Annotated in this window: 21 protein-coding genes; 15 read left to right on the forward strand and 6 right to left on the reverse strand. The window is 43.1% G+C overall.

The genetic code is table 11. The annotated features are described in order from the left end of the window. Window positions 1-202 precede the first annotated feature (202 nt). The 5 genes from JMY00_RS02800 to JMY00_RS02820 all read left to right on the forward strand — a co-directional run bounded on the left by JMY00_RS02800 (window position 203) and on the right by JMY00_RS02820 (window position 6,579). Window positions 203-1,861 (forward strand): TolC family protein, encoded by a 1,659-nt coding sequence (locus tag JMY00_RS02800; protein WP_201579054.1) that lies wholly within the window; start codon window positions 203-205, stop codon window positions 1,859-1,861. 102 nt (window positions 1,862-1,963) lie between these two features. Beyond that, window positions 1,964-2,830 (forward strand): YihY/virulence factor BrkB family protein, encoded by an 867-nt coding sequence (locus JMY00_RS02805; RefSeq protein WP_201579055.1) that lies wholly within the window; start codon window positions 1,964-1,966, stop codon window positions 2,828-2,830. Window positions 2,831-2,878: 48 nt separating this feature from the next. Continuing rightward, complete coding sequence (locus tag JMY00_RS02810) at window positions 2,879-4,078, forward strand: efflux RND transporter periplasmic adaptor subunit (RefSeq protein ID WP_201579056.1); 1,200 nt, start codon at window positions 2,879-2,881, stop codon at window positions 4,076-4,078. Between the two features lie 3 nt (window positions 4,079-4,081). Then, window positions 4,082-5,389: an ABC transporter permease gene (locus JMY00_RS02815; RefSeq protein ID WP_201579057.1), complete on the forward strand. Its 1,308-nt coding sequence runs from the start codon at window positions 4,082-4,084 to the stop codon at window positions 5,387-5,389. Next, window positions 5,389-6,579, forward strand: a complete 1,191-nt coding sequence (locus JMY00_RS02820; RefSeq protein ID WP_201579058.1) for an ABC transporter permease — start codon at window positions 5,389-5,391, stop codon at window positions 6,577-6,579. Before JMY00_RS02815 ends, JMY00_RS02820 begins: the two co-directional genes overlap by 1 nt. A gap of 103 nt (window positions 6,580-6,682) precedes the next feature. On the opposite strand, the gene sthA is transcribed toward JMY00_RS02820, so the two are convergent. The 3 genes from sthA to JMY00_RS02835 all read right to left on the reverse strand — a co-directional run bounded on the left by sthA (window position 6,683) and on the right by JMY00_RS02835 (window position 9,797). Further along, window positions 6,683-8,332 (reverse strand): Si-specific NAD(P)(+) transhydrogenase, encoded by a 1,650-nt coding sequence (gene sthA / locus JMY00_RS02825; protein WP_240990630.1) that lies wholly within the window; start codon window positions 8,330-8,332, stop codon window positions 6,683-6,685. 97 nt (window positions 8,333-8,429) lie between these two features. Further along, window positions 8,430-8,834, reverse strand: coding sequence for a DUF4377 domain-containing protein (locus JMY00_RS02830; protein WP_201579059.1), 405 nt, complete (start codon window positions 8,832-8,834; stop codon window positions 8,430-8,432). A gap of 129 nt (window positions 8,835-8,963) precedes the next feature. Further along, window positions 8,964-9,797 (reverse strand): pyruvate, water dikinase regulatory protein, encoded by an 834-nt coding sequence (locus JMY00_RS02835; RefSeq protein ID WP_180952637.1) that lies wholly within the window; start codon window positions 9,795-9,797, stop codon window positions 8,964-8,966. Window positions 9,798-10,552: 755 nt separating this feature from the next. Here JMY00_RS02835 and ppsA point away from each other — a divergent pair. The 8 genes from ppsA (at window position 10,553) to JMY00_RS02875 (ending at window position 19,168) form a co-directional block, all read left to right on the forward strand. Next, window positions 10,553-12,937, forward strand: coding sequence for a phosphoenolpyruvate synthase (ppsA, locus tag JMY00_RS02840; RefSeq protein WP_102091300.1), 2,385 nt, complete (start codon window positions 10,553-10,555; stop codon window positions 12,935-12,937). Window positions 12,938-13,063: 126 nt separating this feature from the next. Further along, complete coding sequence (locus JMY00_RS02845; RefSeq protein WP_240990631.1) at window positions 13,064-14,032, forward strand: RDD family protein; 969 nt, start codon at window positions 13,064-13,066, stop codon at window positions 14,030-14,032. Between the two features lie 290 nt (window positions 14,033-14,322). Further along, window positions 14,323-14,727, forward strand: coding sequence for a 30S ribosomal protein S6 (gene rpsF / locus JMY00_RS02850; protein ID WP_101205443.1), 405 nt, complete (start codon window positions 14,323-14,325; stop codon window positions 14,725-14,727). Window positions 14,728-14,743: 16 nt separating this feature from the next. Continuing rightward, window positions 14,744-14,974: a 30S ribosomal protein S18 gene (rpsR, locus tag JMY00_RS02855; RefSeq protein WP_010198808.1), complete on the forward strand. Its 231-nt coding sequence runs from the start codon at window positions 14,744-14,746 to the stop codon at window positions 14,972-14,974. 20 nt (window positions 14,975-14,994) lie between these two features. Continuing rightward, on the forward strand, window positions 14,995-15,501 hold the full coding sequence (rplI, locus tag JMY00_RS02860) for a 50S ribosomal protein L9 (RefSeq protein WP_057759378.1): 507 nt from the start codon (window positions 14,995-14,997) through the stop codon (window positions 15,499-15,501). 354 nt (window positions 15,502-15,855) lie between these two features. Further along, window positions 15,856-16,095, forward strand: coding sequence for a hypothetical protein (locus tag JMY00_RS02865; RefSeq protein ID WP_201579061.1), 240 nt, complete (start codon window positions 15,856-15,858; stop codon window positions 16,093-16,095). Between the two features lie 468 nt (window positions 16,096-16,563). After that, window positions 16,564-17,919, forward strand: a complete 1,356-nt coding sequence (locus JMY00_RS02870; protein ID WP_134292465.1) for a GntP family permease — start codon at window positions 16,564-16,566, stop codon at window positions 17,917-17,919. Window positions 17,920-18,031: 112 nt separating this feature from the next. After that, entirely contained in the window at window positions 18,032-19,168 is a 1,137-nt protein-coding gene (locus tag JMY00_RS02875; RefSeq protein ID WP_201579062.1) for a glycerate kinase, read from the forward strand. Window positions 19,169-19,263: 95 nt separating this feature from the next. On the opposite strand, the gene JMY00_RS02880 is transcribed toward JMY00_RS02875, so the two are convergent. Next, complete coding sequence (locus tag JMY00_RS02880; protein WP_201579063.1) at window positions 19,264-20,133, reverse strand: LysR family transcriptional regulator; 870 nt, start codon at window positions 20,131-20,133, stop codon at window positions 19,264-19,266. Between the two features lie 107 nt (window positions 20,134-20,240). Here JMY00_RS02880 and JMY00_RS02885 point away from each other — a divergent pair, with 107 nt between their 5' ends. Both JMY00_RS02885 and JMY00_RS02890 read left to right on the forward strand, forming a co-directional pair. Further along, window positions 20,241-20,741 carry a lactoylglutathione lyase family protein gene (locus JMY00_RS02885; protein ID WP_101205448.1) on the forward strand — a complete coding sequence of 167 codons (501 nt, stop codon included), beginning with the start codon at window positions 20,241-20,243 and terminating at the stop codon, window positions 20,739-20,741. Between the two features lie 337 nt (window positions 20,742-21,078). Continuing rightward, complete coding sequence (locus JMY00_RS02890; RefSeq protein WP_201579064.1) at window positions 21,079-21,891, forward strand: enoyl-CoA hydratase; 813 nt, start codon at window positions 21,079-21,081, stop codon at window positions 21,889-21,891. 189 nt (window positions 21,892-22,080) lie between these two features. On the opposite strand, the gene JMY00_RS02895 is transcribed toward JMY00_RS02890, so the two are convergent. Then, window positions 22,081-22,419, reverse strand: a complete 339-nt coding sequence (locus JMY00_RS02895) for a RidA family protein (protein ID WP_102091315.1) — start codon at window positions 22,417-22,419, stop codon at window positions 22,081-22,083. A gap of 163 nt (window positions 22,420-22,582) precedes the next feature. Continuing rightward, window positions 22,583-23,830, reverse strand: coding sequence for an FAD-binding oxidoreductase (locus JMY00_RS02900; RefSeq protein WP_201579065.1), 1,248 nt, complete (start codon window positions 23,828-23,830; stop codon window positions 22,583-22,585). Window positions 23,831-23,976 lie beyond the last annotated feature (146 nt).

Consider the following 23,976-nt stretch of genomic DNA (forward strand, 5'->3'; position numbering starts at 1 on the left):
AATGACCGCTTGTTAGCACTTTTAATATAGACGTATTTTTATATTAGAATATGAATGGTTTATTTAAGCATCATTCTTTCGCTAGCTAGCTAGCAAATAGTCTATAATAGTTCAGCAACTTTATATCCTGAGCAATGAAACCTATCGGTGCTGTTCCTTATTTTATAATACCTTACATTCTAATTAATGGCTTATGTGACTTATGAAATTCATTTTATCAGCGCTACCGACTGCTATGATGACAGTTGCAGTCATGAGCGTGCCTGTCATGACTTACGCAAGCACTGACGCTGACAGTATAGAAGTGTCAGATGATGTTACACCAGTGGCTGTGACACAAATCATAGATGCTAATAGTCTGACTGAGAATGATAAACCAGCTGTCGCGCCTTTTCTTACAGTACCAAACCCTAATAAGGCTAAATCGCAGGCACTGTCTACGCTTGTGGACCCTATTACACATAAAACAGTCGATAACAGCTACGCACTAGACGTCTCAAGCTTTTTGAGTTTAGAGCAAGCGCAGAAGCTGCTGGTACAAGTATCACCTAAAATCGCTGCCAATCAAGCAGCGATTGCCGCTAGCGAATACCAAACTGACGCGCTCAGAACCATCGACAATCCGCTCGTATTTGCTCGAGTATCTGCCAGTGCCTATCATTTAGATGAGGATATAGATTTATCTTCTCTCAGAAGTGGTATCGTCAACGAAGTAAACAATGGGGTAGATAACATAGTCCCTCCGACAGCAGACTTACCAGACTTTGGTGAGCTGGTCGGTGAGCGTATTCCCGACTCCTATAACCTAAAGCGCTCAGGCTCTACGTCGGGTGCAGGTCTTGGTGTCGTTTGGCCTATTTATACTGCTGGGCGTACAGACGCATTGACTGGCGCCTCGGATGCACGTACACAAGAAGCGATGGCTGATAGCGTACTGGATAAAAATGAGCTTTATAATACGTTAATTGAGCGTTATTTTAAGGCACAGCTAGCGATTATCGCTGCTTACTTACGAGAAGACGCTTACGATACATTGCAACAGACCGACCATATGGCCGAGCGTCTGTTTGAAGAAGGTTTTATCTCACGTGTCGATAGACTAGAAGCACAGTCAGCGCTTGCGGATGCCAAGAGTGAATCCGTCAATGCGAATAATGACGCGCGCCTAGCCATGATTGCGCTACAGCGTCTACTACGTACCGACTACCGTATTAAACCGACCACGCCATTGTTTGTCTCTAGTCGCCCTCTACCAGATGTGAGCTATTTTCAGGACTTGGCACTAAACAACCATCCCGGACTGCAAAAAGTTGCAGCCAAGCGGGCACAGGCTCAGCAGTTACATGCGCTATCAGATACGGGCTACAAACCTACGGTATTACTATACGGTTATGGTCAGGTAGAGAAAGATCCAAGCTGGGTCGCTGGTATATCTGCCAGTTGGAAACTATGGGGCGGACTCGATAAAGCCGCATCGCTAGCATCCAGTAGTGCCAAAATACGTCAGGCCGATCTCTCTGAGATTGAAGTTAGTGACAATTTATTGCTACTGGTAGAAAAAAACTGGCACGATGTCAATAATGCTCAATCACGCTATCAAGCATTACAAAGTAATGTTGATTTGGCAGCAGAAGTATTACGACTACGTCGCTTAGGATTACAAGAAGGTGTAAATACTACCGTTGACGTGGTGCAAGCACAAACGCAATCACTTAAGGCACGCACCGAGCAAGCACAGGCTGCTAATGACTATGTACAGTCACTGGCTGCCCTTATGCAAAGCTGTGGTACGCCACTTGCTTTTAATGCTTATCTCAATGCCGCTGACATTCAATTGCCTACTTTATATACTGAGCAATGATGTGATGTGAGAAGCCTTAAGTCGTGCTGTTAAACGCTTTGTATTACCATAAAGTCGACATCAAAAATACTATTACCAACCCTATTACGAACAGCTGCTTTTATGAAAGAATTGACCTCTAAATCGATAAAAAACTGGCTACAGACGTTACTAGAAACGTGGCGTATTGCCAATAATTCTAACGTTTGGGCGCATTGCGCAAGCGTAGGTTTCTTTGGATTCTTATCAATTTTTCCAGTGATGGCTGTGTTTGTACTGCTTTATGGTCTTGCGTTTTCTCCTGCCGAGATGCAAGAGCAAATCGCGCTTTTGAGTCAATTTATACCTGATACAGTATATGAAGTACTCAACTCCCGTCTGAGCGAGTTGGTTTCTACGACTACGTCTGCCCTGACTTTCAGCTTGCTTATATCGTCCTTGCTCGCACTTTATGCGGGCTCCAAAGGTATCAAATCTTTAATTATTCTTATTAATCTTGCGTTTCATATAACTCAGGAGCGTAGTTTTGTACAAAGCACGATTCGCGCAGTTGGTTTGACCTTTGCAGCAGTAGTCGTATTGATTATCGCGGTCTCCTCTATTGCCATTATTCCTTTGGGGGCGGCCTACTTCCCTTTCCCTCGAATAGCTAAGACGATTGCGCTTTGGAGCAGGTGGCCCATATTGACAGGTATCATATTCTTAAGCTTTTTGGGTCTTTATCGTCTAGCCCCAAATCGTGATGCCGTCGCCCTCAAAAAATTAGTGCCGGGCGCTGCGCTGGCAACGGTTTTATGGATTATATTGTCCATCTTATTTTCGATTTATGTGCAAAATTTTAATAACTATAGTGTTGAGTTTGGCGCGCTTTCAGCTGCTGTGGTTATTATGCTATGGCTCTATTATTCAGCATTTATCGTCGCTCTTGGTGCTATTTTTAATTCTGAAACCATAGACAACGCCAAGCCTTATGCGTTTCGAGTGTACTAGTAATAAACCCCTTAATTTCAACTTTGTTGCTTTAGGAATCTCATTGTCATGACAGAATTACCACGCGAATCAGACGACTCAAATAAATCAGCTGATGCAACCGAGTCAGTGACCTCTCAAGATACACAAAATTCAGTCGATCCTGTAGAAGACGTGTCTGATATTGAACCAGAGCAACCGACACCTGCTTATAATCGTAACGCCTCTAAAACTGACAAATCTGCGCGTATAAAAAAAGGATTACTTGCCCTATTCATACTGATTGTCCTTGGTACGATTGCGTATGGCCTATACAAAAGTAATGCGCATAGCGAGCCAGAAGTTATTACGCTACAAGGGCAAATGCAAATGCAGCAAACGTCTATCGCTGCAAAAGTGCCAGGGCGTATTGCCCAAATTATGGTAACAGAGGGTGATACGGTAACGGCAGGTCAGCAACTGGTTGAGATGGATTCGCCTGAGATTAATGCCAAGATTAATCAAGCACGTGCTGGTAAGCAAATCGCACAAAGTCAATTAGATAAAGCAGAAAACGGTGCGCGCCCGCAAGAAATCGCCCAAGCAAAAGCCGCTTGGCAAGCCAATAAAGCGGCGTCTGACTTAGCAGAAAACACCTATCAGCGTGTCAATCGCCTTTACGAAGAAGGTTTGATGGCGCGACAAAAGCGCGATGAGGCGTATGCGCAATATCTTGCTACTCAAGACCAAACCGAAGCAGCCCGCTTACAATATGATTTGGCACTAGAAGGCGCGCGTACTGAAGATAAGTCAGCGGCCACTGCACAAGTCGCACAGGTCGATGCAAAACTTGATGAGGCGTTAGTAGCAAAGGAGGAAGCGAACCTAAGAAGTCCTATCGCTGGTATCGTTGATAATGTCATCGTGAGTGCTGGAGAAGTCATCGGTCAAGGGGTTCCGCTCCTGACGTTGGTGGATACCAATGACCAATGGGTGGTACTTAACGTCACTGAGTCTTACTTAAATCAATTTGCTATTGGTCAGACATTTACGGGTACTATCCCAGCACTGTCATCAGCGGATAAGCCTTATACAAAACAGTTTAGCGTCTATGCGACATCGACCTTATCAGACTTTGCCACTTGGCGTCCGACCAACAACGATGATGGTTTTGATGTGCGTACTTTTGAGGTGAAAGCACGACCATCTAAGCCCGATGCCCGTATCCGCTCAGGTATGAGTGTGGTCGTACGTATCAATCCTACTCCTGTCAATCAGAACCAAGAGTAAGCCATGCACTTGACTAAGTTAAGTGAGGCTTTTTTACGCAGTGCAGCCTACGAGCGCCGTTTTTTGGCAAAAAATCATTGGGACTTTAGCATGGTGGTATGGATACCACTGGCAACGGTGCTGCTAATATGGTGGATATTTTCACAGACTCAAATTACCGATTTGCCTATCGGAGTCATCGATCAAGACAACAGCGCTGTTGCCAATACTGCCGTCCGTTACTTAGAGGCCAGTCCTACTTTGACAGTCAGACAGCTTTATTACTCTCAAGCGGATGCAGAGGCTGCGATTTTACAGCGCGATATTTACGCTGTCGTCATTATCCCAGAGGACTTTTCTCGTAATATATTATCGAGCCAGCCTGCTCCGTTGACTCTACAAGTTAATGCACAGTACGGTACGCACTCTGGTATTATTCAGGCAGGTGTCCAAGCGGTCGCTAGTACATTATCCGCAGGTGTAGAGATCAAACGTTTGGTCAAACAAGGCGTAGCGCCATCACAAGCGATGACGGCTTACGCGCCTATCAGTGTGCAGCGTATTAGCTTATTCAATGCTGCGACCAATTATCAGCAGTTTTTGGCTTCGACCGTCATACCTGCCTTATTGCATATATTAGCAATGGTTATTGGCGCAACCACGATTGGCCGCGAGTTACGTGATAAGAATATCGGTCGCTGGTACCGTTTTATTGATACAGGAAAGCCTAATCTAACGTTATCCAGAGCCTCAGAAACATCATCTTCGCTATCAACCAAACAAAATAGCAGCTATAACAAAGCATCATTGAATGCAAAAATGCCTAACTCGGTCAGCCTATCAGTATTGGTCTTTGGTTTATTGGGTAAATACTTTTGGCCAATACTGGCATATAGCTTGTGGTCGGCGTTGATATTGTGGCTAGCAACGTCCAATCAGAATATCAACATCATGTCTCTTCTGGCAGTCTACGCTGGGTTTTTGTGCCTAATGGCATTGTCGTTTTGGCTGGGTGCTATTTTTACTTTGAATTCTTTTTCATTACGTATGGGTCTATCGACTACGGGATTTATTTCAGCGCCTTCTTACGCCTTTGCCGGTGTTACCTTTCCATATATTGCGATTAGTGATAGTGCACAATATTGGTCAAATGCTCTGCCGCTAACGCATTATCTCAAACTCCATATTGCACAGTTACAAATGCAAGCACCGATCGCCATATCGCTACCTATCGTTTATGGCCTCATGCTTGCGGTCATAATAGCGCTAATACTTGCGGCACTATTAACCAAACGCGCATTGGCGCATCCTGAACGTTGGGGAGCACGCTAATGTCTGCACAATTAAATAATACACACTCAAAAACTACATCAACGGTCATTCCGGCTTCACAAAGTTTTTGGACCAGCTTTATTCAAACTTTCAAAGACGTCTTTGGCGATAAGGGCGTGCTTTTGATGTTGATTATCGCCCCTATCATCTATGGGTTTTTCTATCCTTGGCCTTACTCGTCTGAAGTAGTCAATCATGTGCCAGTAGGTATCATTGATCATGACAACAGCAGCTTATCGCGTACTCTCGTTCACTATGCGAGTGCTAGTCCATATCTAAATACTGAACGATTTATCAATGAGCAGGCTGCCAAAGAAGCCATATGGTCAGATCAAATTGCAGGCTATATGGTGATTCCAACTGGTCTTGAAGAACAAGTTCAGTCCGGAGAGCAAGCGCACGTCAGCGTACTGGGTAACGGCGGTTATTTTATTTTAAATAAAAACGTCCAATTAGGGTTCTCTCAAGCAGTGGGTACGGTATCGGCTGGTATCAAGGTAAAGAAAAGCATTGCGAAAGGCGCTTATGCACCTACCGCAGCACAGAACACGCAAGCTGTACCGCTACGGATTATGCCACTGTATAACCAAACCGAAGGCTATGGTGCTTATGTCGTACCTGCTGTCTCTGTTATTATCTTACAGCAGACACTTTTAATGGCGACAGCAATGCTGATTGGTACATGGTATGAGCAGCGCCGTCACAGTACCAGTGTACGTGGCTGGCTAGGACGTATTGGGGCGCTAAGCTCACTTAGCTTTATCGTTGGCTGCTTTTACTACGGGTGGGCGTTTGAGCTACATCATTATCCACGTGGACAAAACATGCTTGGCACACTGCTATTTTTGGCACTGTTTTGTCCGACAGTCGCAACGCTCGGCTGCGTGCTCGGATTATGGTTCCGGCAGCGTGAGCGCAGTATGCAGATCTTAATTTTTATCTCCTTACCGATATTTTTCTTAAGCGGCTACCCTTGGCCAGCAGACCAATTGCCTCAAGTATTGCAAGTAATACGTTGGCTGGTACCAACCACCCCTGCAATCAACACCTCTGTGCAGCTTAACCAAATGGGTGCCAGTATCTCTCAAGTCGCTATAGGGTTTTATGCGTTGGCTGGCTTGTGGTTGCTCTATTTTGTTTTATTGCTATTCTTACGCAAGCGTATTCCACAGCGAAAAGCCTACTTGTAAATCCTCAAATTAATGAAACCTATGAGCATAAAAAAAGCGCCTGCACTATTAATAATATAGTAGTAGGCGCTCTTTTTATTTATACGATATCAATAGCGGTGGTTTAAAACACCCGGTTCAAACCATTCAATGCTGCCACACGATAGGCTTCTGCCATCGTTGGATAGTTGAAAGTCGTATTTACAAAGTACTCAAGCGTATTGTTGCTCTTACACTTCATCACGGCTTGACCGATGTGAATAATCTCTGAAGCGTGGTTACCGTAGCAATGGATGCCTAGAATCTCTAACGTATCACGATGGAACAATATCTTTAATACGCCCGAACGTTCACCAATGATTTGAGCACGTGCCAGATGTTTAAAGAACGCCTGACCAACTTCATACGGGACTTTTTCATCCGTGAGCTCTTGCTCTGTCTTACCGATACAAGAGATTTCAGGAATCGTATAGATACCCGTCGGTACACTAGATACTGGCTCAGCATCACTATCACCAACCATAAAGGCAGCGGCACAGCGACCTTGGTCGTAGGCGGCAGAGGCTAGTGACGGCCAACCGATTACGTCGCCAGCAGCATAGATATTGTCGACGTCCGTACAGTAAGTATCATCTACTTTTAGCTGACCACGGCCGTTTGCTTTTAGCCCAATGGCTTCTAAATTCAGGCCTTCTGTATTACCTGAGCGACCATTTGACCAAAGAATGGCGTCAGATTTGATGCGCTTACCACTCTTTAAGTGTAAAACCACATAATCATCATGAGTCTCAAGATGATCAATCTCTTCGTTACTACGGATAAGCACACCAAACTGTCTAAAGTCATGCGCGATGGCATCACTGATTTCGCTGTCTAAGTAATTAAGCAATTGATCTTGGTTATTGATTAAATCAACTTTGTAGCCAAGACCAGTAAAGATAGACGCGTACTCACAGCCAATTACCCCTGCACCATAAATGATGATTTTTTTGACCACATAATCCATTTGCAAGATTTTGTCAGAGTCAAAAACGCGTGGATGGTTAAAGTCTAAAATCTCAGGACGGTAAGGACGGCTACCGACAGTGATGATGGCTTTATTGAAAGTGATGGTTTCGTACACATTTTCATCGACTTCAATACGTAGCGTATGAGCGTCAATGAAACTTGCCCAGCCTTGGATGACTTCGATACGGTTGCGCTCATAAAAACGTGTGTGGGTACTGACTTGACGACGAATAACTTGACGCGCTTTGGCGAGTACTTCATTTAGCGGTACTTGCTTATATTCCATCGCCTTGGTAAACATTGGATCACGGCGGAAATTAATCAAGTTAAATACAGATTGGCGCAGTGCTTTACTTGGAATCGTACCGACGTGAGTAGAGTTACCGCCTACTTGATCACGTGGATCGACGACGACAACTCTTTTACCAGACTTGGTAAATTTCATAGCAGCGGCTTCACCAGCAGGGCCCGCGCCTAAAACAACGGCATCATACTCATACTCATGATCGTCACTTTTTAGACGGCGAGAGTCTTTGGTAAAACCAGATTTAATATCGATTCGTGTATCATCAAGCGGATTCACTAAGTCAGGATGATGCATGACATCATCAGTCACTTGCTCGTGAGTCTGCTCTATCTTTTCTTTTTTGTTCTTACCTTCGGTATGTTCAGGGCTTGGCACGTGTCCGCTAGATTTATTTGATACTTCGGTATGAATATCTTTACCAGTATCGTTGGTCTCGTCGCTTGCACTTTTACTTACCATGATGTCCTCTTTATATTTATTTATCGAGTAAATGTTTGAGATATAAATGAATCAATATGTAGATGAGTTAGTATCATGTAGATAAATGAATACTGCCCTACTGAGGCATACTCACCATACGTTGTGACAATATATTTTGCAATGTCCAGTGACCAGTAGCGCTCTGTTGCCCTTCATCAATCTGCGGGCGGGCGCTAATGATGTACTCTGTACCAAGGGTTGGTTTGAAATCGTCGATCCAGTCATAAGGAATCTGGAATACGCTACCGTCTTTAGACTTAGCAAGTAGGCACTGCATTGGCAGTTCTGAGGCACAGGCCACACGGTTTGGCATGACGGTCAGTGTCTGTGCTTCTCCCAATACGATACTTGGAATATATCGCGGCTCAGGTACTGGATCCTTTGCAAATGGTGATGTTTGACAAGCACTCAGTAAAGTCGCTGCACTGATTAAACCTGCCATCAACAACGATGGCTTTATAGATTGATAGGCTGAAATCATAGTATTCTCTATATGATAATTATCTAGGATGAAATGATGTATGTTAATTAGTGTTTTTTACGCATTGATTAAAGCTGCCTGAACACTTATTGATACCGATTGAACAGAGACTGTTTAAGCTGACATTCATTATCCAATACGGCGTTTGAGACCTGTCATCTGCAAAATACGCGTGGCAATCTCTTCAACAGACATCTCTGATACATCTAAGCTCGGAATACCATGCGTGATATAGATACCCTGAATCGCGCGCTGCTCTTGCTGGCATTGCTGATAGCTTGAGTAACGACTGCCTGCACGGCGCTCTTGACGGATTTTTACTAAGCGATCAGTATCAATAAGCAAACCAAATAGTTTGTCTTTGTGCTCACGTAATGCTTTCGGCAACTGATTATCGTACAAATCATCTTCGGTCAAAGGATAGTTAGCCGCTCGAATACCGAATTGTAATGCTAAGTATAAAGAAGTCGGCGTCTTACCAGAGCGCGATACACCCACCAAAATAATATCTGCGGCATTATAGTGGCGAGTACGCGCGCCATCGTCATTGTCTAAAGCAAAGTGCACTGCATCGATACGCTCTTTATAGGTTTCAGAGTCAACATCATCATGTGCATGCCCTGAATGACCATCTGGCTCTACGCCAGTCTCTTCTGCAACACGGCCAATCAGACCTTCATACATATCTAAATTACAGCTATGTGCTGAGTTTATCTTTTCACGAATCTCAGGATTGACGATCGTATCAAACACCAATGGCAACGACCCATCGCGCTGATACGCCATATTGATTTGCTCAACCGCATCTTCCGCACGCTCTAAGCTATCGACGTATGGCAATACTCTTGTCTCAAAAGGAACTGAGGCAAACTGACTCAAAATAGCACGTCCAAGTGTCTCAGCCGTAATCGCTGTACCATCTGAGATGAAAAACGCCGTTCTAATGGCCTGTGAGCTGTCCAAGTTTAGCGCATGGCGATTTTGGATAGTGGACTTAACTTGTTCAGATGGATTACTTGAGTACATATCGTTGACACCTCGGTTGAAAACTCAATAGTGACCTTCATTTAGTTTTTGGTATAGATCTTAGTAATAATTCAGACTTAGCAAACGTTTAGCAGTTATTGACTATTAATAACGTGACTTTTACTCGGCTTTTTATAGTTGCCTTTATAACTAGTATAACTAGGTTCTATAACCGCCTTCTTAAAACAAGCATTTTTCAGCATCTTTACCGCACATTTAGTATGCAATGTGCATCAACTATCTATGCGCTACATTATACGCATATTAGCCTCTTAATAGAAATCAATGTTACAGGCGTATACTTAGCACCAACATTGTTTTTCATCTTGTCGTCACAGTTAATTCACCTATCATTGAGATATTTCTTTATGCTTCTTCTATTATGATTTGTTTATACAGATATATAAGATTGAAACATAAATTATAGAAATACTCTAAATATGGCTTATTTGAATACGTCTATTTTATGCAGTAATTGGCTTTTGAAAGCGCATAACATCGTCACTAGCAATGAGATTTTTCATCTGAGTAAATACGAAACCTGATGGGACTGGCCCTAATTTATGTAGCAAACCCCACAATTTGTATATTTTTAACAAGTTTTTTGGTTAAAACCCTCGAAATTGTCCTAATATGGCGGTATAATTCACCGTTATAATCTTTACTAAATAACCTTATTTTCTGGAGTTATCATGGCAGCGCAATCTACAGCACTTGTAATCAATCTTGATCAGCTAGGAAAAGACGACATCGAAATGGTTGGTGGTAAGAACGCTTCGCTTGGCGAAATGATCAGCCATCTTTCTGATTTAGGCGTTAGTGTTCCAGGCGGCTTTGCCACCACTTCAAATGCATTTAACCGCTTTTTGACTGAAACGGGCTTGCTTGACAAAATCAACAGCGAGCTAAAAACACTAGACGTAAATGATGTTAATAAGCTTGCGGCTACTGGTAAAAAGATTCGTACTTGGATTATTGAACAAGAACTGCCAAAAGATCTTGAGCAAGAAGTACGTCAGTCATTTGAAACCATGAGTGGCGGCGAAGACATCGCTGTTGCTGTACGTTCTTCTGCCACTGCTGAAGATTTGCCAGATGCGTCATTTGCCGGCCAACAAGAAACCTTCTTGAACATTCGCGGTATTGATAACGTCCTAATTGCTATTAAAGAAGTATTTGCTTCTCTATATAACGACCGTGCAATCTCTTACCGTGTACACAAAGGTTTTGAGCACGAAGGCGTTGCACTATCTGCTGCCGTACAGCGTATGGTACGTTCAGAGACTGGTGCTGCTGGTGTTATGTTCACGCTAGATACCGAAAGTGGCTTTGATCAAGTGGTATTCATCACCTCAAGCTATGGTCTAGGTGAAATGGTTGTACAGGGTGCAGTTAACCCAGATGAGTTCTATATCTCTAAGAAATTGCTAGCCAACGGTAAGCCATCAGTTATCCGCCGTAACCTAGGTAGCAAGCATAAGAAAATGGTTTATGGTGATGAAGGCAGCACTGCTAAATCAGTTAAAACCGTTGATGTTGAAAAACAAGATCGCATGCAGTTCTCGTTATCTACTGAAGAGCTAACCTCACTTGCCAAGCAAGCGGTAACGATCGAACAGCATTATGGCCAAGCGATGGATATCGAGTGGGCAAAAGACGGTGATACTAACGAAATCTTTATCGTTCAAGCACGTCCTGAGACTGTTAAGAGCCGTCAAGACAGCAACGTGATGGAACGTTATGTCATCGACACGACTGGCGCAAAAGTATTGTGTGAAGGTCGTTCAATCGGTCAGCGTATCGGTTCAGGTAAAGTGCGTATCGTTAGCAACCTAAACGAGATGGATAAAGTAGAAGAAGGCGACGTACTCGTATCAGACATGACTGATCCGGATTGGGAGCCAGTTATGAAGCGCGCTTCTGCTATCATCACCAACCGTGGTGGTCGTACCTGTCACGCTGCAATTATCGCGCGTGAGCTAGGTGTGCCAGCTATCGTTGGTTGTGGTAACGCAACTGAGCTATTAGTTGATGGTCAAGACGTAACTGCTTCTTGTGCTGAAGGTGATACTGGTTTCATTTATGAAAGCCAGATTGATTTTGAAGTACAGACTAACTCTGTTGAATCTATGCCAGAGCTAGCATTCAAAGTTATGATGAACGTTGGTAACCCAGATCGTGCATTCTCATTTACCCAAATGCCAAACGAAGGTATTGGTCTTGCACGTCTAGAGTTCATCATCAACCGTATGATTGGTGTGCATCCAAAAGCCTTGCTAAACATGAACAGCTTGCCACGTGAAATTGCGCAAGCAATCCAAGAGCGTATCGCAGGCTATGCGTCACCTGTTGACTTCTATGTTGATAAATTGGTTGAAGGTATCTCAACCCTAGCTGTTGCCTTTATGGATCAGCCAGTTATCGTTCGTATGTCAGATTTCAAATCAAACGAATACGCTAACCTGCTTGGTGGTAAGTTATACGAGCCATCAGAAGAGAACCCAATGCTTGGTTTCCGCGGTGCTAGCCGTTATGTGTCTGATAACTTCCGTGACTGTTTTGAGCTTGAGTGTAAAGCACTAAAACGTGTACGTGATGACATGGGCTTGACCAACGTTGAGATCATGATTCCATTCGTACGTACTGTCGGCGAAGCCAAAGAAGTCATCGAGTTACTTGAGAAAAACGGTCTAAAACGTGGCGAAAATGGTCTACGCGTCATCATGATGTGTGAGCTACCAACCAACGCCCTATTGGCAGAAGAGTTCCTAGAGCATTTCGATGGTTTCTCAATCGGTTCTAACGATTTGACTCAGTTAACGCTTGGTCTTGACCGTGACTCAGGTATCGTCTCACATCTATTTGATGAGCGTGATCCTGCTGTTAAGAAGCTATTGTCTATGGCTATCGAAGCTTGCCGCAAGCAAAATAAATACGTCGGCATCTGTGGTCAAGGTCCATCAGACCATCCAGATCTAGCATTCTGGCTAATGGAGCAAGGTATCAGCTCAGTGTCATTGAACCCTGACTCAGTACTAGATACTTGGTTCTTCTTAGCTGGTGAAGAAGCAAAGTAAACCGCTACCTTTAGTCACAGCGGTCATTCACACAGTCATTAAAGATACCGCTATTAGGGTCTATTTGATTTTTTCAAATAGACCCTAATATAATGTCTTAAGACATGACTAACTATGCAGGCAATTATGCAGATTTTCCTTGCTCGAAATAACGTACAAGCTGGCCCATATCAGTTGGAGCAGCTGAATATTATGCTGGCATCTGGTGAAGTATTGCTTGATGATTTGATGTGGCATGAAGGCTTAGCTCAGTGGCAGCGCGTAGGTGATCTTACCAATAACCAAACGGTTTATCGCCCGACCAGTGCTAACACGCCTGAAGTAAACGACTCTATCATCAATAACGTGACCGTCTTCCCTGAAGATACCAATAAAGCGAAAGATGATAAGTCAGTATCGTTAGATAGACTATATGGCAAGCCTGAACGTCCTAAAAACGTAAAAGCCGACATGACGACCAATCGTCATCAAACGCCGCACAACAATGTCTCACTGAATAAGTCTACTCTCAAAAAGGCTGTTGCAGACAATGATAAAGTCGTCGGCAACGTGGTACTTGCGCCAATCATGTCACGCGTATTGGCGACTGCATTGAATGGCCTACTTTATATATTGGCCATACTGCCGCTAGTAATGGCATTGACTAAGATGGATGTGGACTATACCAAGTTCCAAAACATTCAAGATATGGACGCCGCCTATCAATACTCAATGACGCTAATGGAAAGTCTTCCTAGTAGCACATTGATGATGTCACAGGTGATGATCTTTGGACTATTTGCCTTACAATTGGTATTTATTACCATGCGTGGTCAATCGCTAGGCAAGCTGATCACTGGTGTTCGTGTTGTGGACCAAACCACGCATCGCCTACCTTCATTTATTAAGCTTATCGGTACACGTACGTTACTGTTATTTATTATCTATAACTTACTGTTTTCGTTTACCAGCTTTTTAGGCTTTGTGATTATTGCTATTCATTATTACATGGCGTCTAAAAGCCCTGAAAACATTGGTTGGCATGACAAACTTGCCAAAACCTTAGTGGTCAAAGCAGACAGTAGCCAACTGGTAAAGAAGTCAAAATCTGAATAACAGTATTTTGGTTTGGTTATTGGTTTTATAGCTCGTTACACTCAAAAAAGCTGCGTACTATCGCGGCTTTTTTATTTAGCAAAGCTTATTTAGCCTCTTTTTATATTTTATTGGCAGTAGCTTGGTGATTAACCTTTGTGTTAGTTGCCGAGTACTGTTATAATACGGCGCTTTATAAACTAAGCTTATTCTTGATTGTTTTTATAAAATATGATTAGAATTGGGCTTACCTTATAAATCTCCTTGCTATTAACATAGGGTTAATAGCTACTAATCCGTAAGGAGTCATAATGCGACATTACGAACTGGTGTTACTTGTACACCCAGACCAAAGCGACCAAGTGGTCGGCATGGTTGAGCGCTACATCAAGTTAGTTCAAGACAACAACGGTGTTATCCATCGTCTAGAAGATTGGGGCCGTCGTCAACTGGCTTATCCAATCAACAAGATTCACAAAGCTCATTACGTTCTTTTCAACATTGAAACTGACGGTGAAACTTTAGCTGAACTTGAAGAATTATTCCGTTATAACGACGCGATCATTCGTAGTCTAGTTATGCGCCGTGACGAAGCTGTCACTGAAGAGTCGCAGTTAGCCAAGAATGCCGATGAAAAACGCGCACGCAAAGCAACTACTCGTCGTCCAGACAATCGTGAAAACGATAATGACGACAACGACAACAGTGAAGACTAATTAAAGGAGAATACTCATGGCACGTTTCTATCGCCGTCGCAAATTCTGCCGTTTCACTGCTGAAGGCATCACTCACATCGACTATAAAGATGTTGAATTGCTAAAACAGTACATTAGTGATAATGGTAAAATCGTACCAAGCCGTATTACTGGTACATCTACTAAATATCAGCGTCAATTAGCGACTGCTATCAAGCAAGCTCGTTACTTATCGCTACTTCCATACACTGATAACCATCAAGGTTAACCGCTAACTAGGAATGACTCATGCAAATTATTTTGTTACAGCGTATCGTCAACCTTGGTAAACTCGGTGAAACTGTCGATGTAAAACCAGGTTACGGACGTAACTTTCTTATCCCTCAGGGCAAAGCGCTACCTGCTACTAAAGCTAACATTGAAAAGTTCGAAGCACGTCGTGCTGAACTTGAAGCTGAAGAAGCAAAAGAGATCGCTGTTGCTCAAGAGCGTGCTGATGCATTGACTGACGTTAATGTTATCATGCGTGCTAAATCAGGTGACGAAGGCAAGCTATTCGGCTCTATCGGTACTCGCGATATCGCTGAAGCATTGACTAACTCAGGTCTAGAAGTAGACCGTGCTGAAATCAAGCTACCTGAAGGCACTCTACGTCAAGTTGGCGAATACAATGTTGATATTCAGCTACATCATGACGTTACTGCTAGCATCTTAGTTACTATTCTTTCTGAAGATGGTAACAATGAAGATTCAGCTGACGAAGAAGCTGCTGAAGAAGACTATTCTGAAGAGTAATCTTCTATATAGTTAGACTCAGTCTGTAAAAAGCCAGCAACTTAGGTTGCTGGCTTTTTTACGTGCATCATTTTTGACATTAGAGTTTATGTATTTAGATTATTTATATCACTAACTTACACTCCTTTATCTCGATAAATTAGGATTTTATATATTCCTAAACAGCTTAGGATTCTCAAAAAATCTATTGCTATGATAGCGGTGTTATCTATGCAATGTTGTAGTAACTAAATGCAACAACTACCTTAAAAATGCTATACCAAACAACAAGATACTGCCTATATAATCATCTTTATTACTATTAGCAGAATTGATAATCTACTGCTATCTAATGTACTAATAGGGCGCAAGAACATGAAAGAAAATAATAACATCCATACCAATGACAAGCTTATCTGTACCCAAGGTAATGCATACTACTCCGAAGGAGAGGTGTATACAGTTGGCAGAATAGTCAATGACAAATACTTTCAGCTACTAACCAGTGGTAACGACGATCATTGGTATGCCACGTTGGATGATCAAGGTATTTATGTCAGCTTTGATACTGCAACTACTACCAATAACAAAGCTTTTTTTGATAAGATTGCCTAGCTGTCAATAAGGGCGCTTCTTAGAATACTTACCTTAAAAATAATTATTACTCAGGTAGGTAAATATTGTTTAGACAAAAACTGGTCATTATAAATGGCCAGTTTTTTTGGTTTGAAGTATTAGCAATTGCTAGTTATAAAAGTATTTCCACACACCTCTTCGACGTTTTCTTACTAATTACCCTCATTTCAAAATTAAGTCTCTCTCAATTTTTTGTCAACAGCGCCAACTATTTAACGAATCTATTTCCTAGCGGCGTCTATTTGCTATAAAATATGCCCCTTTAAAATTTTGTATCGTTAGTGATGCAGATAGTTGGTTCGATATCGTTTAAATGTAGACATGGTAAAAGCCTGTGAAAGTACTACGCAAAGTAGACTTAGCACGCTATATACCATGTTTAATGTCGATATAATTGGCTGTATTGCATTGGTAATCAATTAAGATATAAACCATATTGAGACAGTGATGATTGTATTTTGGCTTGTGCTGACCATTCTTTTTATTATTTTCGCTACCGCAAAATTAAAGTGGCATCCTTTTTTAGTGTTGATTCTGTCCGCTTTCTTGGTCGCGCTATTTTATCAAGTACCACTTAACACGGTCGCCAAAACGATCTCTGATGGTTTCGGTGGTATCTTAGGCTATATCGGTCTTGTGATTGTATTTGGTACGATTATTGGCTTAATCCTTGAAAAAACGGGTGCGGCTATCGTAATGGCAGAGTCAGTCATCAAAGTATTGGGGCCACGCTTCCCTACTTTGACCATGTCTATCGTCGGTGCAGTCGTTTCGATCCCTGTATTTTGTGACTCTGGCTATATTATCTTGAACTCTCTAAAAGAGTCTTTGGCTGAGCGCTTACATGTATCAAGTGTCGCGATGAGTATTGCCTTGGCCACTGGTCTATACGCTACCCATACCTTTGTCCCGCCCACGCCAGGCCCAATCGCAGCGGCAGGTAACTTAGGTCTAGAGTCAAATTTAGGTTTGGTCATCATGGTCGGTGTGGTCGTAACAGCCGTTGCGGTACTGGCTGGCTGGTGGTGGTCTAATCGCTTCCTTAACGCTACTCCTGACAATATCAATGCGGCAGATGCTCCAGCAGCAATGCCTGAAGGAATGAAGACTCGTGATGATTACAGCCATTTGCCTTCAGCGACAATGGCTTTCCTACCGATTATCGTGCCTATCATATTAATCTGTCTGTCTTCTGTTGCTAACTTTCCAAGCGCACCATTTGGCAGTAGCATGGTAGCGGAAATTTTGATATTCATTGGTAATCCGCTTACTGCACTACTTATCGGTTTATTCTTATCGTTTTTCTTGATTAAATCAAGCCAAAAAACGCAAGAAATCAGCGATAGTATCTCGCAAGGTTTGGTAGTAGCAGCCCCTATCCTACTAATTACTGGAGCTGGTGGCGCGTTTGGTGCCATGCTGAAAGTGACGCCGATTGGCGATTACTTAGGTTCGACGCTATCGGCCTTGGGTTTAGGCATCTTCATGCCATTTATCGTCTCTGCAGCGCTAAAAACAGCACAAGGCTCAACCACAGTCGCATTGGTTACGACCTCTGCTATGGTTGCCCCACTATTGAGTCAGATTGGCCTAGACAGCGAACTTGGACGCGTGTTCTGCGTGATGGCAATCGGTGCCGGTGCCATGACCATTTCTCACGCCAATGACAGCTTCTTTTGGATTGTTAGCCAGTTTAGTCGCATGAGCGTGGCACAAGCGTACAAAGCCCATTCAATGGCCACTGGTATCCAAGGTGTGACTAGCATCGTATTTATCTGGTTATTGACCCTAGTGTTTATCTAGTTCATGAAGTTGGGTATTTCTACAGACGTTTATTTGATTATTACTAAGTAAACGTTTTAAAACATGACACTATCGCAATGATCGTGTCATTAAGATATTCAAAGAGAGCCGTATGAAAATTTTGATCGCCCCTGACTCGTTTAAAGAAAGTTTAGAAGCACTGGACGTGTGCCATGCCATTCAATCTGGCTTTAGCGCAGTGTTTCCAGATGCTGACTATAAGCTGTTGCCAATGGCCGATGGCGGTGAAGGTACCTCTGCGGTATTGTCTTATGTATTGGGCGGGCGCTGGAAAGAAGTCAGAGTACATGACCCATTGATGAGACCGATTACGGCAAAGTATCTGTTATTGCCTGACGCGACTGCTGTTATCGAAGTGGCTCAAGCGTGCGGATTGCACCTGCTGACAGCTGATGAGCGTAATCCCGTTATTGCGAGTAGTTATGGTGTTGGGGAGCTGATCGAAGATGCGCTAGAAGAAGGTGCTAAGCGTATCGTTATCGGTCTAGGTGGTAGCGCAACCAATGATGCAGGCCTTGGCATGTTAATGGCGCTAGGCATAACATTTCATGACATCAATGATAGCCTGCTCACTCATGGTGGTGGCGCACTTGCCAGCCTACATAAGCTCGATAATACTAGCCTGCATGCAAAGATATCAGACACGGTATTTGAGGTTGCTTGTGATGTGACCAATCCATTATGCGGTTTGCTAGGTGCAAGCGCAGTATTTGGCCCTCAAAAAGGCGCTTGCCCAGGGCAAGTCAATACCTTGGACAAGGCACTCAGTCACTTTGCGACCATATGTGGACAGCATGGCTATGAAGACTGTCAATACGTTGAAGGTGCTGGCGCTGCTGGTGGTCTTGGCTATGCGATGATGACGTTCTTCCAAGCTCAGCTAAAGTCAGGCTTTGATACGGTTGCCGAAGTGGCTCACCTGTCACAGCATATCGCAGAGGCAGATCTTGTCATCACTGGCGAAGGCAAGCTCGATGCACAAACAGCCATGGGTAAAGTGGCAGGCGGTATCAGCCAAATCGCTAACGCCAGCCGTACACCTGTTATCGCTATCTGCGGCAGCGTCGATGGGCTAAAACCTGCTCAGACCAGCCAGTTCGATGTGGTCATGCCGAGTATCCAAAAAGTAGACACGATTGATAACGTATTAGGCTCTGCTTACAACAATATTGAGACTACTGCTGCTAATATCGCTGCAAGTATCAAACTTGGGCAGACTTTAAAATAGCCGCAATCTATCAATGAACCTCTTCTGTTAAATGCACAGCTATCGAGCCTTTTATTAACTTTTTGTCAGCTGTGCATTTATCATTCTCAAAGTACCTATAGCCATTTTTTTACTTCATCAATGACCGTATGCATTCTATTAGAGAGTGCCTGCTGGCGTCTGACAGCAAGATATAGCGTTTCGCTAACGGCAACTGGTAAATGATGACTGCTAATCAGTTCAGGCTTCGGATAGGCAGCCACGGCATGTGCTGGCAAAACAGTAAAGCCGATTCCCCTGCTGACGGGCTCTAAAATTAACCCTATCTGATTCGAAAAGCCTTTTTTCTCAAAATCATTGATATGCTGAAATTGCTCATAATTGGCAGTTAGTAGCATGCCTGCGTGATGGGCGCCATCTGGATGATCGATAAATCCAAGTTCGATAAGCTGCTCCCAGCTAGGCTCTACTGTAGCCGAAGGGGTTACTAGTATTAATGCTTCTTGCGCCATAGGCTTGCAGCTAACCGTTTCATCATCTGAGATATCCGTCATAAAGCCTATATCAATCTCGTGATTTGCCAGCGCCCGCTCAATATCAGAATTGGGTGCAAAACGGTAATCAATCACTAGTTTTGAATGCTGCTGCTGTAGTGTTAAAAGTTGTGGATACAGCTTAAGTCCCACACTACCTGGTGACATCAACCGTACAAATCCTTCATAAGGCGGATCTTCACCGATGCGCTGTTCTAAATTCGATAATCGCTGCAATATCTCGCCTGCTTCTTTATAAAGCTGCTCACCTGCATTGGTCAATGAAAACTGCTTTCCTTGTCGAATCAACAAGTCCGTATCTAGTTGCTCCTCTAACTTACTTATGTGTTGGCTCACTCCAGACTGCGTCATATATAGACGTTCAGCGGTACGAGTAAAGTGCCCAACTTCAGCAAGCGTACAAAAGGTGCGTAACCATGTAATATTAATCATTACGTTTTATACTTATTTATATAATATTTGATAATTTTACATAATGACGGTGCATTTGTATACTGGTCTCACGTTAAACAAGAGTACAGCAAACAGGAGCACAAGCTATGAACAACGTTTATCCAAGAAGCTTTTCGCACATCGGTCTATCAGTCCCTGACTTAGATGCCGCCGTAAAATTTTATACTGAAGTGATGGGTTGGTATACCATCATGGAACCAACTGAGATTGTCGAAGATGATAGCCCGATTGGTGAGATGTGTACTGAAGTATTCGGTGCAGGTTGGGGCAGCTTCCGTATCGCTCACCTATCTACTGGTGACCGTATCGGTGTTGAGATTTTTGAATTCAAAAATCAAGAAAACCCTGAAAACAACTTCGAATACTGGAAAACAGGTATCTTTCACTTCTGCGTCCAAGATCCAAACGTTGAAGAACTGGCTGAGCGTATGGTTGCAGCAGGTGGTAAAAAGCGTATGGAAAAACCACGCTACTACTACCCTGGCGAAAAACCTTACCGTATGATTTATATGGAAGACCCGTTCGGTAACATCGTTGAGATATATAGCCACAGCTACGAGCTTATCTATAGTGAAGGCGCATACTAAGTTCAGTATAAATTTAGCTTAGTATAAATTTAAATTAGTATAGAGTTAGCTTATAGTCAAGTCTATATAAATCCGCTACAGCGTCATCCTCGCTAAGCATACTAATGTATAACTTGCACTCGGTTTCCTTGTATCGAAATTATATTGAACTGACTATATATCTGACTGAAAAACCAATAGCGTACTCATCATCTGAGTGCGCTATTTTTTTCGTGCGCTTTCTATGTGCTCCATCTATTGTATAGAATATGAGCCATGCTACTATTTAAAACGCTTGATATAAATTCATAGATAGCAGCATTTGCCAAACCAAACAACCCATTATCAAGGATGATAAATGACACAGTCTGACATTACTCTAGACCTAGATGACCTTCTGGTTATTAGAGAAGACAATAAAGAAAGTGGCGTTGTCACGCTCACCTTAAACCGACCAAAGCAATTCAATGCCTTATCCGTTGAGCTACTCTCTGCGCTACAAGCGGAACTGGACAGTATCGCTCAAGACGATACGATCAGAGTCATGGTTATTCAAGCGACAGGCAAGGCATTCTGTGCTGGTCACAATCTAAAACAAATGCGTGCACACTCAGATGCAGCGTTTCATCGTGCCCTATTCCAACAATGTAGTAAAATGATGCTTACCATTAACCGTATGCCGCAAGTCGTCATTGCAAAAGTACAAGGCATTGCCACAGCCGCAGGATGTCAGCTGGTCGCCGCTTGTGACTTGGCCGTTGCCGCTGATAGTGCAAGATTTGCTACTTCTGGGATAAACGTTGGACTGTTCTGCTCCACACCTGCTGTAGCCGTCAGTCGCAATTTACCCCGCAAGCAGGCATTTGAGATGCTAATTACAGGTGAGTTTATCGATCCACACACTGCCTTGCAATATGGCTTGATCAATCGAGTATCAGCAGCAGAGCAACTCGATCAAACACTACAGTCACTGATAACAGCAATCACTGCCAAATCTCCGGTAGCAGTAAGAACTGGCAAAGATATGTTTTATAAGCAGCTGAGCATGAACATCGAAGATGCGTATGATTATGCTAGTGAAGTTATGACGGGCAATATGATGGTAGACGATGTGGGTGAAGGGATTGATGCTTTTATTGAGAAGCGCCAAGCAGTATGGAAAGGGTGTTAGTACCTATGACACTAATGACTGTATCGTTTAGCTGACGTCATATAGCGTAGGCTTTATCTAGAAAGCTAGCACGCCCTTTTTCAATAATTAAATTTGCTTATTGCCAAGCATAAAAAAGGCCACGATATCATTATCATGGCCTTTTTTATTTCTATTTGATACGGATGCTATAGGTACTATGAGCAGTCTTTACTCAGCAGCGATGGCGATCATCTCAACCAATAGCTCAGGACGTGCCAAAGCTGACTCGCCACAAGCGCGAGCCGGTGGCTGAACACCTTCAAACCACTGGTCATAAACTTCATTCATAGCAGCAAAATCAGCCATGTCTTTGATCCAAACCGTGACTGATAGTAGCTTTGATTTATCACTACCTACCTCTTCTAGCAACGTTTGAATTTTTTCTAGACAAGTCAATGTTTGCGCTTTGATATCGTCTTCTGCATTACCTACCTGACCACACAAATAGATCGTCTGGTTATGGATTACGGTTTTGCTCATACGTTGATTGCTGTGTAGCTTCTTAATCATGTCTATACCTTTTATTTATTAATTTAATTCTGTGCTAACTATAGTCAATCCACTATAAAAGCGTTACAGCGTTAACCTCGCTTGAAGTATGACATATACATCTGCACTCGGTTGCCTTGTACCGCTCTTAAATTGGATCAACTATATATCAGATACGCGCTTAGTTAGAAAAACGCTGGGCACTAAATGGTGCAAGATCGACCAATGTAGGCTTATCGTGAATCATTTCTTCAACCAGACGCCCTGTCATTGGCCCTAAGGTAAAGCCTTGATGGCTGTGACCAAATGCGAACCATAGTTTGTCATGCTTGTCAGCAGGACCGATTACTGGCTTCATATCAGGCATACAAGGACGAGAGCCTGCCCATGCTTCACTCTCAACCGCATCTTCTAGTGGCAAGATTTTTTTAGCCAGCTTCAATACAGTTTTTAACTGACCAAAGTTCTTTGGCGCATTCATCGTGGTCATCTCAGCACCAGTAGTGATACGGATACCCTGCTGCATCGGCCCCATCACAAAACCTTTGTCCATATCAAACATACTGTGATTGATCGTGTTCTTTTCTGTCACTTTGAAATGCTGATGATAACCGCGCATTGGGAACAATGGCAAGTTATAGCCAAGTGGTCTGATCAAATCATTAGACCATGGGCCTGCTGCGATAACCAATTTGTCACTATAGTAGGTATCGTTATCCGTGATAACTTTCCAGCCTTCGCCATCTTGAACGATTTCTTTCACATCGCTTTCTTTAATCGTACCCTGCATATCTTGGAAGTTTTTCGCATACGCTTTGACTAGCGAACTTGGGTTCGATACTTGCCAAGAGTTTTTCCAATGAATCGCGCCAACGAAACCTTCAAAATTGGCACTCGGCTCCATGGCTTTTAGTTCTGTAAGGTTTAACACATTATGCTCAACACCTTGGTTACGTGCGTCGATGGCTGATACTTGTGCTTCTTTAAACGTCTCTTCCGAGCGATGCAATTGCAACCAACCATCACGAGTAATGAGCTCGTCAGCACCAGAAGCTTCAATCATGGTTTGGTGCTCACTGGTACAATGCTCAATCAGCGTCTGCCATTCTGATTCAATCTTTTTGACTGAAGCTGGCGTAGAGTATTTCCAGTACTGAAGCAGGGCTTGGTGATAACGCAAAATGGCCGGAATACGATAGCGAATATCGGTACCTTGGTTTGGTAACACTCTGATCATTTCTGTCAGCTGACGAGGAAAAGGATGTGTATGAATGGCTTCGCGCTGAATCAATCCTGCATTGCCATATGAGGTCTCTGACCCTGGCAATTTTTTGTCTAACAATAATACATTTGAGTTATTTTTTTGTAGATGCCACGCGATTGACGTGCCAACCATACCTGCACCGATAACGATAACTTCGTAGCGCATAACCTATCCTTTTCTTAGGGTGTTAATACAGAGTATCAAATATAAGGGTCTAACAGAATTAGGTGGTAATAGTAACGCATTAGGATAAATTTGAAACCCTTATCTGAGAAATATTTTCGCGTCACATACTTTTGGTTATGGGGTTT

This window comes from Psychrobacter sp. Pi2-52 (genome assembly GCF_904846705.1).
In the GTDB taxonomy this organism is placed as follows: Bacteria; Pseudomonadota; Gammaproteobacteria; order Pseudomonadales; family Moraxellaceae; genus Psychrobacter.